The sequence below is a fragment of the Bradyrhizobium sp. HKCCYLS3070 genome (genome assembly GCF_051167575.1).
GTDB lineage: Bacteria > Pseudomonadota > Alphaproteobacteria > Rhizobiales > Xanthobacteraceae > Bradyrhizobium.
Genome location: NZ_JBNPTI010000001.1, coordinates 622,684 through 636,872, shown reverse-complemented (window position 1 = coordinate 636,872; position 14,189 = coordinate 622,684). Strand labels below are relative to the sequence as shown.

Below are 14,189 nucleotides of genomic sequence, written 5' to 3'. Positions count from 1 at the left end.
TGGCCGCCCGTGTCGCTTCGTTCACGTGGGCACTATATGCAATCCTCCCAGGACATGACCGCCGGCAAGATTCCCGTCCTCCAGTAGATCACCTTATCATCCCGGGTCTCGAAAATGATCGCTCTCTTGGCATCCGGGCTCTTGGCGATCACCCAATGATTGGGTGCGGGTGGCGGCTCCGTGACACCCTGCTTCAGCCGCTCGGCCTTGTCTTCCTCGGTCTCCTCGCTCTCGTATGGCGCGAATGTCCGCTCCGTCGCTCCATAGGCACCCGCGATGTCGGCCTCCGTCGACCCCACTCCAACTCCGTTCGCGTCGACGATCTTCGGATCTGGTCGACGCCCATCGTCGAGAAAGAGGTAGATCACGGCAATCCTGCCATCGACGATCACGTAGGACAGCGCTTCGTCCTTGCCGTCGGCGCGACTGGCGACATAGCACTCCTTCGTGTACGGCGGCTCCATCGGACCAAGCTTTGCGTTCAACGCACGCTCGGCCTCGGCAACGGTCATGCCCAGGTCGACCGGCCCCACGCCACGCCAGGACATGACCTCGGCGTGGCTCGAGGTCGATATCGCCGCGATAGCCGCGAACAAGAAAACCAGAACTCGCATGGATCACCCCTATCGACGCCTCCATGCATATAGCAACATGTAGTGAATACGGCAGATTTATGCGACATCCGCACAAGTGGGTGAACGGGAGTCATCCAGAGTTGGGCAAGGACGCTAGATTGCTTCGCTACGCTCGCAATGACGGTGGTGTGAGCGCACGACACACTCCCAGGCGTCATTCCGGGGCAGACCGCTCGACAAAATAGCGGAGCCATTTGACGTGAGAGCTGAGCGCGGGTTCCAGAGCCACGACGGGCCGCTGCGACGACGAAAGCGAAAATCTCGCGCAATGATCCCGTCTGTGGTTATGGATTCCCGGCTCGCGCAGGCGCGCACGAGCGCCCCGGAATGACGAGAGGTATACAGATCGCATGATGGTGGGCACGGCGCTCGCGCGCCTTTGCCCACCCTACGGCACGTCGCCTGGAGTGCCTACTCCGCCGCCATCTGCCGTGGCGCCGGCGGCGGGCTGGCGAGGTCGGCGGCGAGTTGCGCATAACGCACTTTCGCGTCGTTCACCGCCTTCTCCTTGACGGGGCCGTAGCCGCGGATCTTGTCGGGCAGCGACAGCAGCTCGACGGCGATCTCGGCATTGGCCGGCGACAACAAGTTCAGCACCGTCGCGACGTCCTTCTCATAGCCCGCGATCAGGTCGCGCTCCATCCGGCGCTCGGCCGCATAGCCGAAGATGTCGAGCGGCGTGCCGCGCAGGCCCTTGAGCTTCGCCAGCAGCCGGAACAGCTTCATCATGCCCGGGCCGAAGCTGCGCTTCTTCGGCCGCCCCTGGGGATCGAGGCCGGAATTGAGGATCGGCGGCGCGAGGTTGAAGGAGATCTTGTAGTCGCCCTCGAAGGCGTCGTGGAGCTGCCTCTGGAAGGTGCCGTCCGAGAACAGCCGCGCCACCTCGTACTCGTCCTTGTAGGCCAGCAGCTTGGCGTAGTTGATCGCGACCGCGCGCGGCAGCGCCTCGCCGTAGCCGCCCTTGTCGGCGGCCTCGCGCACCTGATCGACCAGCTTGCGGTAGCGCTTGGCGAGCCGGCCGTTCTGGTAGGCCGTGAGATAGGTCATGCGGTGGGCGATGATCTCGTCGAGCGTCATCGCCTCAAGCGATTTCGGCGGCACCGCCTCGTCCTTGCCGGTCATCATGTCGGCGAGCCGCTCCGGGTTGACCACCGCGAGGCGGCCGAGCCGGAACGCCTCGGTGTTCATCTTGACCGCGACGCCGTTGATCGCGATCGCCTTCTCGATCGCCTCGGCCGACAGCGGCAGCAGGCCCTTCTGGTAGGCGTAGCCCATCATCATCATGTTGGTGGCGATGCTGTCGCCAAGCAGCGCTTCGGCCGGCTTGGTGAAATCGAGGAAGGTCGAGTCCTTGTGCAGCGCCGTTTCCAGCAGGCTCGTCACCTTGCGGTTCTGGAAATTGAAGTCGCGGTTGAGCACGAAATCGGCGGTCGGGATCAGATGGCTGTTGATGACACCATGGGTGCGCTCGGCATCGCACAGCGTGATCGTCTCCTTGGCACCCGCCACCACTTCGTCGGCGGCGATGACGAGGTCGGCGGTCCCGGTGACGATGCGCGAGCAGGTCACGTCAGCCGTATTCTCGGAGAGGCGGACATGGCTGAGCACCGCGCCACCCTTCTGCGCGAGGCCCGACATGTCGAGGATCATCGAGGCCTTGCCCTCGATGTGCGCGGCCATGCCGAGCAGCGCGCCGATCGTCAGCACGCCGGTGCCGCCGACGCCGCCGACCGCGACGTTGTAGGGCCGCTCCAGTGACGGCTTGGTCAGCGGTTCCGGCATCTCGCCGATGTCGCCGAGCTCAGCGGGCGCGCGGCTGCGCGGCTTGCCGCCATCGATGGTGACGAAGGACGGGCAGAAGCCCTTCACGCAGGAATAGTCCTTGTTGCAGGAGGACTGGTTGATGACGCGCTTGCGGCCGAGCTCGGTCTCCAGCGGCTCGACCGAGATGCAGTTCGACTGCACCGAGCAGTCGCCGCAGCCCTCGCAGACGGCGGGATTGATGAAGACGCGGCGCTGCGGATCCTCCATCGTGCCGCGCTTGCGGCGGCGGCGCTTCTCGGCGGCGCAGGTCTGCACGAACACGATGGCCGAGGCGCCCTTGGTCTCGCGCAGCGTCTTCATGACGTTTTCGAGCTCGTCGCGGTGCGCAAGCTTGACGCCGGGCGCGATGCTGTCGGCCGGATAGGCGTCTGGATTCTCCGAGACCAGATAGATCTCGCGGATGCCCTCGGCATGCAGCTGGAAGGTGATCTGCTGCGGCGACAAATCGCCGTCATGGCGCTGGCCGCCGGTCATCGCGACCGCGTCGTTGTAGAGGATCTTGTAGGTGATGTTGGCCTTGGAGGCGATCGACTGGCGGATCGCGAGGCTGCCGGAATGGAAATAGGTGCCGTCGCCGAGATTGGCGAAGATGTGCTTCTCGTCGGTGAACGGTGCGATGCCGACCCACGGCACGCCCTCGCCGCCCATATGGGTGAAGGTCTCGGTGTTGCGGTTCATCCACAGCGACATGAAGTGGCAGCCGATGCCGGCCAGCGCGCGGCTGCCCTCGGGCACCTTGGTCGAGGTGTTGTGCGGACAGCCCGAGCAGAAATACGGCGTGCGCGCCACCGGCGAGACCAGTTGCATCTGCGAGGCGTCGCGGCCGTTGAACCAGTCGGCCTTGGCGCGCAGCATCGCCTTGATCTCGGGGTTGAGGTCGAGGCGGAGAAGACGCTCGGTGAGCGATGTCGCGAGCGAGGCGACGGAGAGCTCGGTGGCAAACGGCAGGAAGCGCTTGTCGTGGTCGTCCATCTTGCCGACGATGCGCGGGCGGACGTCGTCGCGCCAGTTGAACAGCTCCTGCTTGACCTGGTTCTCGACGATCTCGCGACGCTCCTCGATGATGAAGATCTCCTCGAGGCCGACCGCGAACTGCCGCACGCCTTCCGGCTCCAGTGGCCAGGGCATGCCGATCTTGTAGAGGCGAAGCCCGATCCTGGCGGCGACCTCCTCGGTGATCCCGAGCTCGCGCAGCGCCTGGCGGATGTCCTCATAGCTCTTGCCCGACGCCATGATGCCGTAGCGGGCGTTCGGTGAGTCCATCGTGATGCGGTTGACCTTGTTGGCGCGGGCAAAGGCGATCGCGGCAAAGCCCTTGTAGTCCTGCAGCCGCCGGTCCTGCTCAAAGCGGTCATCCGGCCAGCGCAGATTGAGGCCGCCCGGCGGCATCTCGAAATCGGCGGGGATGACGAACGGCGTCATCTCGTCGTTGAGGTTGATCTCGGCGGTCGTCTCCACCGTCTCGGTGATCACCTTCATTCCGACCCAGCAGCCGGAATAGCGCGACATCGCGATGCCGAGCAGGCCCATCTCGATCATCTCGTGGATCGAGGACGGATAGAGATAGGGCATCAGCGCCGAGATGAAGGCATGGTCGGACTGATGCGGCACGGTCGAGGATTTGGCGCCGTGGTCGTCGCCGGCGAGACAGAGCACGCCGCCGTTCTTGGCGGAGCCGGCCGCATTGCCGTGGCGAAACACGTCGCCGCAGCGGTCGACGCCGGGGCCCTTGCCGTACCAGATGCCGACGACGCCGTCATACCTGCCGCCGGGCGACAGTGCGAGTTGCTGCGAGCCCCAGATCGCGGTCGCCGCGAGGTCCTCGTTCACGCCGGGCTGGAACTTGATGTTGTACTGCTCGAGATGCTTGCGGGCCGAGAACAGCTGCTGGTCGTAGCCGCCGAGCGGCGAGCCGCGATAGCCGGAGATGAAGCCGGCGGTATGGAGGCCGGCGGCGCGGTCGCGCCGGATCTGGGCCATCGGCAGCCGCACCAGCGCCTGGATGCCGGTCAGGAAGATGTGGCCGGAGCTTGCGGTGTATTTCTGGTCGAGATTGATCTCGCTCTCGTTGAGTCCCATTCCGCCCTCTTGCCGTGCCTTGTCAGGGTGCGCGGCTGCCGCCGGCCGGCGGAAGCGCGCGTTCTGCCAATCATTTATGTCTGCTTTTGAAGAATGCGCATCACAAATCTCGTCTGCGCAGGGCAGCCAACCGAAATCGCAATTTCGTGGCGGGAGCCGGCTGCGGCTTTTGCGGTTTGTGTCGAAAACGGCCACTGCCGCGAAATGGGATGATGCGCACCATGGCTTTGGCGGCTCGGCGGACGGTGACTGAACCGTAGTGGCCGGCACGATTCCGGCCCGAACGAATTGTGCGATGCGATAAGATCGCCTTCTTCAGCCCCGATCGTCGCCCGCAAATACGAAGCGCGGCATGTTCCATTTGTAGCGGATCGCGAGCAGCCGGAACGACAGTCCGAGCGCGAAGGTCAGCGCCGTCCACCATCCGCTGGCGATGCCGAGCGACAAGCCGGTCGCATAGACCAGGCCCGTGACGAGGGACACGCTGGCGTAGAGCTCGGCGCGAAACAGCAATGGCACGTCATTGCACAGGATGTCGCGCAGCACGCCGCCGGCGCAGCCCGTGATCATCCCGGCGACGATGACGATGCCGATCGGCACGTTCATCTGCCAGGCGATGTCGCAGCCCGTCATCGTGAACACGACGAGGCCGACCGCATCGAGAACGAGGAACGCCATGGTCAGCCTGTGAACCAGGCGCGCCATGGCGATCGTCACGAACGGCGCCAGCACGGTCAGCAGCAGCAAGGACGGCTGCTCGACCCAGGCAAGCGGATAGTGGCCGAGCAGCACGTCGCGCAAGGTGCCGCCGCCGAGCGCGGTGATCGCCCCCAACAAGCAGACGCCCATCCAGTCCATGCTGCGGCGTCCCGCCGCCAGCGCGGCCGTCATCGCCTGCGCCGCCAGCGCCACCCAGGTCAACAGATGCAACACGCTGTCACCGGGCGGCAGGTTCCACATCGAAGGCTCCAACAAAAGGACGGAGAATCGCAGTGCACGCGAGGCACCTTAGCGCGCGGTGCAACGGATCGACTGGGGATTTCGTAAGGTTTCGCGGAACAGAGCCGGGGCCCGACTGGTTGTCGGGTGACAATCGCAAGGAGGACATCATGGCCAACGAACGGCTCCCGAACGAACGCTATCCCGACGGCATGAACCGGCCGGACATGACGACGCGGCCCGGCATGCCCGGTGCCGACATGACCGGCGCCGACTACGAGCGCGCGGCGCGGACGGACAGCCAGCTGCAGCCCGATCCCGAGTTGAGGGAAGGCTCCGCCTCGACCGGCCGGATCGCAGCGTACGCCCTGGGCATCGCGATCCTGCTCGGCGCCGTGTTCTACGGGCTGAACAACATGTCGATGCGCAACGATCAGGCGAGCACCACGCCGGCCGCGCAATCCGCCTCGACCACCAAAGATAACACGTCGTCCGGCGTGACGACCGGCGCCGCGGGAGATCGCACCACACCGCCGCCGGCGGCCCCGAGCGACAAGCCCAACGCCGTCAAATAATCTCGCGGACGGCAATCAGCGGTCCCACTCCTGGGCGGCGGGTGAGCAATCACCCGCCGCCGTTTTTTGGCGAGTCCTCCAACAAATTACGCGAAGCGTGCGAGGGCCGCCATGGAACCATAGCAGCGCGAACCGGTTGGCTCATTGACACTCTCACCCAGGAGATACGTAATGAAAGCTCTCTCCATAGCTATCGCAGCCGCGGCAAGCACGCTGGCCGTGACCGCCGCTTCGGCGGCACCGATCTCTCCCGCAGCCTCGGCGGTCCCGCAACGAGACATCCAGAACGTCCGGATGGTCTGTAACGAGGAAGGCCGCTGTTGGCGCGAGCGCAGTGAACGCCGCGTCATCATTCAAGGCGAAGATCGCGATTCCTACGCGTACGCTCCGCGTGAGCGCTACATCGAGCGGCGCGGCTACCAAGACCGCGGCGGCATCGGCTTCCGCGCCCCGGGCGTCAGCGTCGGCATCGGAACGGATCGCTACTAAGCGATTTCAGCAAATCAGACTGAAAAGCCGCGGCAGAGTCCGCGGCTTTTCTACAGGCAGATGAGATCAGTATCTGCGGGAGGACGGGCGCGCAGCCTGATCTCAACCGAAGAGCTTGTTCAGCTCGCCCCCGGGATAGCCGTTGGCCAGTTCGGTGAAGGTGCCCTGCTCGGCCATCTCCTTGGCCGCCCGGACGAAGCCGGCCCAGGCCACCCGCGCCAGCGAACCGCCGACGCTGATGCGGCGCACGCCGAGCTCGGCGGCTTGGCTCAATGACAGACCCGACGCGCCGATCAGCAGGTTCACAGGCTTGGGCGCCACCGCGTTGACGACAGCCGTGATCTCCTCGACCGTCTTGATCCCCGGAGCGTACAGACAATCCGCGCCGGCCTCGGCATAGGCCGCGAGGCGATCGGTCACGAGCTTGAGGTCGGGCTTGCCCCAGAGAAACGCCTCGCAGCGGCCGGTCAGCAGCACGTCCCCACCGCTTGCATCGATCGCCTGACGTGCGGCGCGGATGCGCGCAACCGCCAGTTCGCGCGCGTAGAGCGGATCATCCTTGTCACCCGTGGAGTCCTCGATCGACAGACCCGCGACGCCGGTGGCAACCGCGCGCGTGACGTTGGCGGCCACGCCCTCGGGGGCATCGGCGAAGCCGCCCTCGAAATCGGCGTTGACGGGAATGTCGACCGCCGCGGACAGCGCCGCCAGATGCGCGAGCATCTCGTCGAGCGTCGTGCCGGTGTCCGCCTTGCCGATCGACCACGCGAAGCCGGCGCTGGTCGAGGCGACCGCGTTGAAGCCGAGATGTTGCAGCATTTTGGCCGTGCCGGCGTCGAACGGGTTCGGCAGCACGAAGCAGCCGGCCGCGTGCAGCTTGCGAAAGGCCGCGCGCTTGTCCGCCGTGTTGATCAACGTCATGTCATCCTCCCATGCATCCTCGCGTTGCGGCAGCATAGAGCCGCGATCATTGCGCCGCCACGACGTTGCGCAAGAATGTTCGCTCTTCGCCCAGAATGAGCTTGTGCTCCTCGGCCAGCGCAAAGTTCGCCCGGCCCTCGGCATCGCCGCGCAAGGCTGCGCGATAGCGCTCGTAAGCCGCGAGACTGTCGAATGAAATCAGGCCGTAGGCGATGTCGTTGGTGCCTTCATGAGGCATGAAATAGCCGATCAGGTCGCCGCCGCAACGGGGGATGATCGACAGCCAGCGCCTGGCATAGGCCTCGAACACGTCGCGTTTGAACGGATCGATGCGATAGCGGATGAAGACGGTGATGGTCATGACAACCTCCGGTGAGTTCTGTATCGTCGACACTATCCGCTTGCCGGGCGAGAATACTTCGGCTAGCATCGAAGTATGAAATCAGGTCCGGACATTGCGATGGTGGCGGCGCTGGTCGGCGATCCCGCCCGCGCCAACATGCTGACTGCGCTGCTCTCGGGCCGTGCGCTGACCGCGACCGAGCTCGCCCAGGAAGCGGGCGTGACGCCGCAGACGGCGAGCTCGCATCTTGCCAAGCTCGAAGGCGGCGGCCTGGTCGAGCCGGAGAAACAGGGCCGTCACCGCTACTACCGGCTCGCCGATCCCGATGTCGCCGACGTGCTGGAGAAGCTCGCCGGCCTTGCCGCGCGCGCCGGCCACATGCGGATGCGCACCGGGCCGAAGGAGCCGGAGCTGCGGCGCGCGCGCATCTGCTACGACCACCTCGCCGGCGATCTCGGCGTGCAGATGCTCGACAGCATGACGAGGCAGAAGCTGGTCCGCCGGCGCAAGCAGGAGATCGTGCTGACCGAGGACGGCAGACATTTCCTGGCGCAGCATTTGCGGATCTCGCCGGAAATGCTGGCGCATCCGCGCCGGCCCGTCTGCAAGGCCTGCCTCGACTGGAGCGCGCGGCGGCATCATCTCGCCGGCACGCTCGGCGCAGCGTTGATGAAGCGCTTCACCGAGCTGAAATGGGCGGCGCGCGATGCCACCCCAGGCAGTCGCGTGGTCAATTTCAGCCGCGCCGGCGAAAAGCATTTCGCGGCGCTGTTCGGTCCGGCCGACGACTGACGATCACGCGCTCTTTATCGCAGCGCGGCCCTCGTGCCTTGCGGCCAAGGCGAACGCGGGGCACCGCGTGACGGTTGACGACCATCTCGTCACGTCCGTCGTGGAGTCTTCATGTCCCGTTTCGCTGTCGCCTTCTGTGCCGCCCTGCTCGTCCTCGCCCCGACCGTCGCCCCGGCGGCGGAGGCGCCGCGCGAGCCCTATGGCATCAATCTCGAAGGTTTCCCCTATCCGTATCCGGTCAGCCTGCTGCCCCTGGTCAATGACGGCGAGCAGCTGCGCATGGCCTATATGGATGTGGCGCCGGCGCAGCCGAACGGCCGCGTTGCCCTGCTGCTGCACGGCCGCAACTTCCCCTCGAGCTACTGGGCGCCCGTGATCAAGACACTGACCGACGCCGGCTTCCGCGTCGTGGTGCCCGACCAGGTCGGCTTCGGCAAATCATCCAAGCCTGCAGGCGAGCTGCATTTCGACACGCTGGCGCGCAACACCATGACGCTGCTCGATCACCTCGGCATCGCCAAGGTGGATATCGTCGCGCATTCGATGGGCGGCATGCTGGCCGTGCGCATCGCCCGCGCCTATCCCGACCGCGTCGCGCATCTCGTGCTGACCGCGCCGATCGGGCTCGAGGACTATCGCGTCTACGTGCCGCCGATCCCGTCGGAAAAGATCATCGAGAGTGAGGACCGGCTGACGGCGGACGGCTATCGCAAGCAGTTGGAGACCAACTACGCGCTGAAGCTGCCGCCGGAGCAGGTCACGCCGTTCATCGATGCACGCTTCAACCTGAAGCAAAGCGCCGACTATTCGCGCTGGCTGAAGAGCTTCGTCAGCTCCTATCAGATGATCTACCGCGAGCCGGTGGTGCACGAGATCCCGCTGCTGGCGCAGCCGACGCTGTTCATCATGGGCGCGGACGATCACAACGCGCCGGGGCGGCCCAACGCGCCCGAGGCCTTGAGAGCGAAGATGGGCCAGAACGCCGAGCTGGCAAAGGGCCTGGCCAGCCGGATGGGCGATGCGCGCGCCGAGGTGGTCGCCAATGCCGGCCACATCGTCTTCCTCGATGCGCCGGACAAATACGACGCACTGCTGCTGGACTTCCTCGGCAGGTGAAAGCAAACAATGAGCGACAGGGATCGCGCCACGCCGACCCCTGCCGTGTTGCGGTCACACGCCAGAAACTGCGCTTTCTCGCAATGCGGCTGCGCCGATCACCAATGGTGGCGGCGATGCCAATGGCGGTGCCAGTGCCGATGATGGTGGCGCCAGCCCCAATGACGGCGCCGCCAACCCCAATGCCGCCGGCGCCAGCCCCAATGGTGGCCGTGACCATGGTGTCGGTGATGATGACCGTGATGCCCCCAGCGAACCTGCTCCGGCGCGAGCCGGTCGGCCTCATCCTGCGAACCGACCGCGGGCTCGACGTGCTGATCCCTGGCTGAAGGCGCCGCCTCGTTCAGCGGCAATGGCGCGAGCGGCGCAGCGACTGCATCGGTGGTGCGGAGCACGGCGCCGGCCGCCGCCGCGCAGCCGAACCCCAATGCCAGCTTGAGGAAGTTCCGTCGTTCCATCGCACGCCTCCATGATGCACGAGCCAGGGCATGAAGGGAGTATTCGACCGATCACCTGAACGTGAGCTGAACTTAGTCGATCACAGCCAAATGGCGCGCACATGATACCATCGACACGTCGTCCCCGTGATCCGAAAGGGCTTCTTCCGGCGGCACCGAGCATGCGTCGACCGTCTGCGCCAGCACGACCTCGCGCGCATACGCGTCACACCCGGCCGATCGCGATTGAAGTCCGCGATCAGCCGCGACATCTCGCGCCGCCGATCGCGCGCTCCACCGCGGCGCCATCGTCGAGCGGCGCGGCTGACGGCGGTGCAGCGGCCGACGGGGTTGCAACGAGTGCGACGCTTGCGGCGACCATACACCCCAATGCCATAGCCACGTGCAGCAAGCCCCGACGTTCAATGTTGCCGACTACGATTCAGGACGACGCTTGTGAGTGAACGCTTGAATAGGCGGAGAACTACGCGTTCGGATGACCAGCACGTAACGATCGGACATGGCGCAGCAATAGTGATCCGGCCTCGGGAGACGCGTACGCGGTCCAGGTCGAGTATGGCTTGATCAGCCGCTGGCGAGCGGATTAGACTGAGCACCCGAATTGAAAAACGTTCAGAGCAAGCAGTGTTTTATCGTGCCATTACCTTGGTGTTGTTGAGCTCCCTAGCCTCAACCGTCGGCGCTCAGGCGCAGGGCGATCCAACACAGATTTTCAACGGCGTGTGGGTGGCAGTTAACCCGCCGGGACCGCACGTCGTGTTTAATACGATCAGCCTGGGTCAAAGAGAGGCTAGTTTGCCGATACTAGGCCAAGCCACGATAGGTCCATCCAATGGAGAAGACGGATCAAATTTCCGAATCTCGGGCCCAGGGTTCACCTGCTTCTACCTAATACTCACCACCAACCAGCGGACAAGAATGGTCTGGGAGCTGAAGAGCGGTGGGGACGTCTGTTTCAAGTCAGCTGCTTTCGAGCAAGCCGATAGCCCGGTACCGGTACCGGTACCAGTACCAGTACCGGCACCGACACCGTTACCGCCACCTCCACCGCCTCGCCCCCCCGTCTCTCCGAGCTTCTCCTGCTCCGCGCGCTTGAATGAGGCGGAACGAACTGTCTGTTCAGACAGCGGCCTAGCTCAGCTCGATCAAAATCTTGACGCTTTGTATACATCGGCTCAGGCTTACGCTCGCAGCAACGGTGACGCGGCCAGCTCTTCACGACTGGCTGCAACCGAGAAGAGTTGGTTGTCCAACGATCGAAATGCCTGTGCTACGAATATAACTTGCTTGGCGAGCGCCTATTCGAGGCGGATTTCCCAGTTGAAAGCCTGCTTATCTCGGCTTCGCAGTGGTGACGGCTGCTAACAGTTCCCTCGAACAACCGTATGATTGATCGGATCGGTCTCCATCGGCAAGTGCATTAGAAGCGGTGCTTTGGACCGGGGCCTCCATGCGAGCATTATCTTGCCTTCGAGCTGTCCTTCTCGCGAGCAGCCTTAGCAGTATCGCTCTGATACCGACCGCAGCATCACAGTCAGCGTCTGTGCCGCACTGCACATCGATCGCGAAGGTTATGCTGGACGTCGGCCACACGCCTGAGCAACCCGGAGCGACTAGCGCGCGCGGCGTGCCGGAGTTTGAGTTCAACCTCAACCTCGCTCGCAGGGTTTCATTGGAACTTGCAAGGTCGGGGTACCTTGTGAGCGTGCTGGTCGTACACGGCATAGGTCAAGAACAGCTACTCAACCGCGTCGCCCAGGCAAAACGCTATTCTCCAACTCTATTTATCTCCATTCATCACGATTCAGTTCAGCCGCTATTCATCCATGAATGGAGCTTCGCCGGACGAGCAAACCATTACAGCGACGAATTTTCCGGCTTTTCGATCTTCCTGTCTGAGCTCACTCCCAAGTTTGCCGAAAGCTTAGCGGCTGCCCAGATTTTGGCAGATGAACTGATCAGGCAAGGACTGCGGCCTTCGTTGCACCATGCGATGAAGATTCCCGGTGAAGGGCGAAAACTCATTGATCGGCAGCGCGGGATCTATCTGAATGATCGGTTAGCCGTGCTGAAGGAAGCTTTCTATCCGGCTCTGCTCCTTGAGGCGGGCGTGATCGTCAACCGAGCGGACGAAATCAATCTTCAAACGGAGACAATGCAGGCTCAAATAGCGCAAGCAATCACTCAAACCGTCAGCAGACGTTTTTGCGGGACCAATGGATCAAAAGCCCCGCCGGGACTGCTCGATGGACACGATTCAGAACGGAAGTAGCCCCAGTCGCTTAGGGCTCCACCCGCCGGTAATCGCCTGCCGCGGCTCTACAGGCCACGTCCGGCCCACCTGTACGGAACGAGAGATTTAGTCCTTCACCGGCAAAAGCATACCGGTAGGCACACCTAAAGCGCGGCCCGACTAGGCAAATATTCGCGCCGCCATCGGCACACCTCTCGACCGATCCGACTCCGTTGAAAACGGTTGCCGCCCCGGAAAACGAAATGTTCAAATCACCATTTGACAGAAAGCGAATATTGTCTCCGGATCCACTCTTGAGCCAGTTGCCGAGCAACCGACCATCGAGAAGGCCTTGAGTTTGCGCTTGGGCTTGAGGCAGGAAAAAGGCTGCGCAGAGGCCGGCCATCAGAAGCTTCGAACAGAAATCACTCTTCCATACCCTAACTATCAACATACTATCCCCCTCTGCCCTTCTTCCGTGCTCAGTCCGGGCCTCGTCAAAACACTGGAAATCCTAATGCAGTGGTTGTAGCCTTGGCAATGCCGCGCATACGGCTTTTTGACCTTAGTATATTAACCTGAAGGGGAAGCGCAATGCGCTGTTTTTTGATAGCTCTTGGGTACCTTCTTGTTTTTGCAACCGCTAACGCTCGGGCGGACGCGCTGGACATTTTCAACGGCGTTTGGGTTTCGGTTAATCCGCCCGGTCCGCACTTCATCTTCAACAAGGTGGGCCTCAACTCTCGTGAAGCCAGCCTTCCTGTCTTAGGACAGGCGGCCATCCGGGTGTCAAACGGCGAGAACGGGTCGAACTTCCTAGTCTCCGGCGAGGGCTTTTCGTGTCAATACTTCGTCGGCAAGATAAACAATAGCGAGATGACCTGGGAACTCAAAGGTGGCTCATCGGTGTGTTTCCCATCTGCGCATTTCAAGAAAGATCCTCCCTAGCGCGGAGCAGTGAGCGATGCGCGTTCCCGTCTTTCTCGTTGTCGGGGTGACGAGCGTATCATTGGCTTTCTCGACAAATGCGCTCGCCGACGATGCCTTACAAATGTTCGACGGCGTGTGGGTTTCGATCAGTCCGCCTGGACCGCACATCGTCTTCAACAAGATTGGTCAGACGCGCGAAGCTAGCTTACCCAATCTCGGTCAGGCCTCCATCACGAGCTCAAGGGGCGAGAGCGGATCGAACTATCAGATCGCTGGCGCTGGATTTACCTGTTACTACCTCATTCTTACTACGAATGCTCAAGCCAAGATGGTATGGGAGTTGAAGAGTGGCTCAAGCCCTTGCTTCGCAAATGCCGTCTTTGAAAGGGCCGACTCTGAAAATGAGAAGGCCAACTCGAGTGCCCGACCTGCAACGGCGATGGCACCCGCTGCTCTTCAGGCGCCCAACGCAGCTTTAGCACCCAGCCCTACGCAGCCGAACCCGCCCTCAGAAGGGGGCCGCAGGTGCGGCTACTACGCGATAGCATATTGTTCCGAAGATCTGAGTGTCGCCCGCGGAATCAGCGGTGCGCTTCAAGCACAACTCATCGACACAAATGCTCGTAATTACTATCCTAACTTCCGCGCCGGCTGGTACTGTGTCGGAGTCGGCCCGCTGAACAGGGACACAGCCCAGAGCGCCGCACAAGGATACAAGCAGCGCGGCTATCCAACAGCATACTTTAAGAATAGCTGCTGAAGCGCGCCTAACTTTGGTGCCGATCGTCCAGCTTGGGCCGCCCTGACCATTGTCCAGGCATTCCTAATAGCACCCGGATACGCTCTATTCGACTT

Annotated in this window: 13 protein-coding genes; 7 read left to right on the top strand and 6 right to left on the bottom strand. The window is 63.1% G+C overall.

Annotated elements, in window-relative coordinates; translation table 11 throughout:
• Positions 1 to 32: 32 nt before the first annotated feature.
• The 3 genes from ACQR03_RS02870 to ACQR03_RS02860 all read right to left on the bottom strand — a co-directional run bounded on the left by ACQR03_RS02870 (position 33) and on the right by ACQR03_RS02860 (position 5,498).
• Positions 33 to 614: a hypothetical protein gene (locus tag ACQR03_RS02870; protein ID WP_316164582.1), complete on the bottom strand. Its 582-nt coding sequence runs from the start codon at positions 612 to 614 to the stop codon at positions 33 to 35.
• 432 nt (positions 615 to 1,046) lie between these two features.
• Positions 1,047 to 4,538: an indolepyruvate ferredoxin oxidoreductase family protein gene (locus ACQR03_RS02865; RefSeq protein ID WP_434840934.1), complete on the bottom strand. Its 3,492-nt coding sequence runs from the start codon at positions 4,536 to 4,538 to the stop codon at positions 1,047 to 1,049.
• A 315-nt stretch (positions 4,539 to 4,853) separates the two neighbouring features.
• Positions 4,854 to 5,498: a trimeric intracellular cation channel family protein gene (locus tag ACQR03_RS02860; protein ID WP_315749670.1), complete on the bottom strand. Its 645-nt coding sequence runs from the start codon at positions 5,496 to 5,498 to the stop codon at positions 4,854 to 4,856.
• Between the two features lie 149 nt (positions 5,499 to 5,647).
• Between ACQR03_RS02860 and ACQR03_RS02855 the strand changes: the two genes are divergently transcribed.
• Both ACQR03_RS02855 and ACQR03_RS02850 read left to right on the top strand, forming a co-directional pair.
• The gene (locus tag ACQR03_RS02855; protein WP_434840933.1) at positions 5,648 to 6,052 is read left to right on the top strand and encodes a hypothetical protein; all 405 of its coding nucleotides are present in this window, start codon (positions 5,648 to 5,650) and stop codon (positions 6,050 to 6,052) included.
• Positions 6,053 to 6,223: 171 nt separating this feature from the next.
• On the top strand, positions 6,224 to 6,541 hold the full coding sequence (locus ACQR03_RS02850) for a hypothetical protein (RefSeq protein ID WP_434840932.1): 318 nt from the start codon (positions 6,224 to 6,226) through the stop codon (positions 6,539 to 6,541).
• 102 nt (positions 6,542 to 6,643) lie between these two features.
• Here ACQR03_RS02850 and ACQR03_RS02845 read toward each other — a convergent pair whose 3' ends face one another.
• Positions 6,644 to 7,462, bottom strand: coding sequence for an isocitrate lyase/PEP mutase family protein (locus ACQR03_RS02845; RefSeq protein WP_434840931.1), 819 nt, complete (start codon positions 7,460 to 7,462; stop codon positions 6,644 to 6,646).
• 46 nt (positions 7,463 to 7,508) lie between these two features.
• A complete protein-coding gene (locus ACQR03_RS02840) occupies positions 7,509 to 7,823 on the bottom strand; it encodes an NIPSNAP family protein (protein WP_434840930.1) in 315 nt (104 codons plus the stop codon).
• A gap of 75 nt (positions 7,824 to 7,898) precedes the next feature.
• On the opposite strand from ACQR03_RS02840, the gene ACQR03_RS02835 reads away from it, so the two are divergent.
• Both ACQR03_RS02835 and ACQR03_RS02830 read left to right on the top strand, forming a co-directional pair.
• Positions 7,899 to 8,597 carry an ArsR/SmtB family transcription factor gene (locus ACQR03_RS02835; RefSeq protein ID WP_434840929.1) on the top strand — a complete coding sequence of 233 codons (699 nt, stop codon included), beginning with the start codon at positions 7,899 to 7,901 and terminating at the stop codon, positions 8,595 to 8,597.
• Positions 8,598 to 8,708: 111 nt separating this feature from the next.
• The gene (locus ACQR03_RS02830; RefSeq protein ID WP_434840928.1) at positions 8,709 to 9,713 is read left to right on the top strand and encodes an alpha/beta fold hydrolase; all 1,005 of its coding nucleotides are present in this window, start codon (positions 8,709 to 8,711) and stop codon (positions 9,711 to 9,713) included.
• Between the two features lie 98 nt (positions 9,714 to 9,811).
• Here ACQR03_RS02830 and ACQR03_RS02825 read toward each other — a convergent pair whose 3' ends face one another.
• A complete protein-coding gene (locus ACQR03_RS02825; RefSeq protein WP_434840927.1) occupies positions 9,812 to 10,171 on the bottom strand; it encodes a twin-arginine translocation signal domain-containing protein in 360 nt (119 codons plus the stop codon).
• 1,573 nt (positions 10,172 to 11,744) lie between these two features.
• Between ACQR03_RS02825 and ACQR03_RS02820 the strand changes: the two genes are divergently transcribed.
• The 3 genes from ACQR03_RS02820 to ACQR03_RS02810 all read left to right on the top strand — a co-directional run bounded on the left by ACQR03_RS02820 (position 11,745) and on the right by ACQR03_RS02810 (position 14,094).
• Positions 11,745 to 12,443, top strand: coding sequence for an N-acetylmuramoyl-L-alanine amidase (locus tag ACQR03_RS02820; protein WP_315749658.1), 699 nt, complete (start codon positions 11,745 to 11,747; stop codon positions 12,441 to 12,443).
• 555 nt (positions 12,444 to 12,998) lie between these two features.
• The gene (locus ACQR03_RS02815; protein ID WP_315749656.1) at positions 12,999 to 13,352 is read left to right on the top strand and encodes a hypothetical protein; all 354 of its coding nucleotides are present in this window, start codon (positions 12,999 to 13,001) and stop codon (positions 13,350 to 13,352) included.
• A 16-nt stretch (positions 13,353 to 13,368) separates the two neighbouring features.
• Positions 13,369 to 14,094 (top strand): hypothetical protein, encoded by a 726-nt coding sequence (locus ACQR03_RS02810; RefSeq protein ID WP_434840926.1) that lies wholly within the window; start codon positions 13,369 to 13,371, stop codon positions 14,092 to 14,094.
• Positions 14,095 to 14,189: the final 95 nt, after the last annotated feature.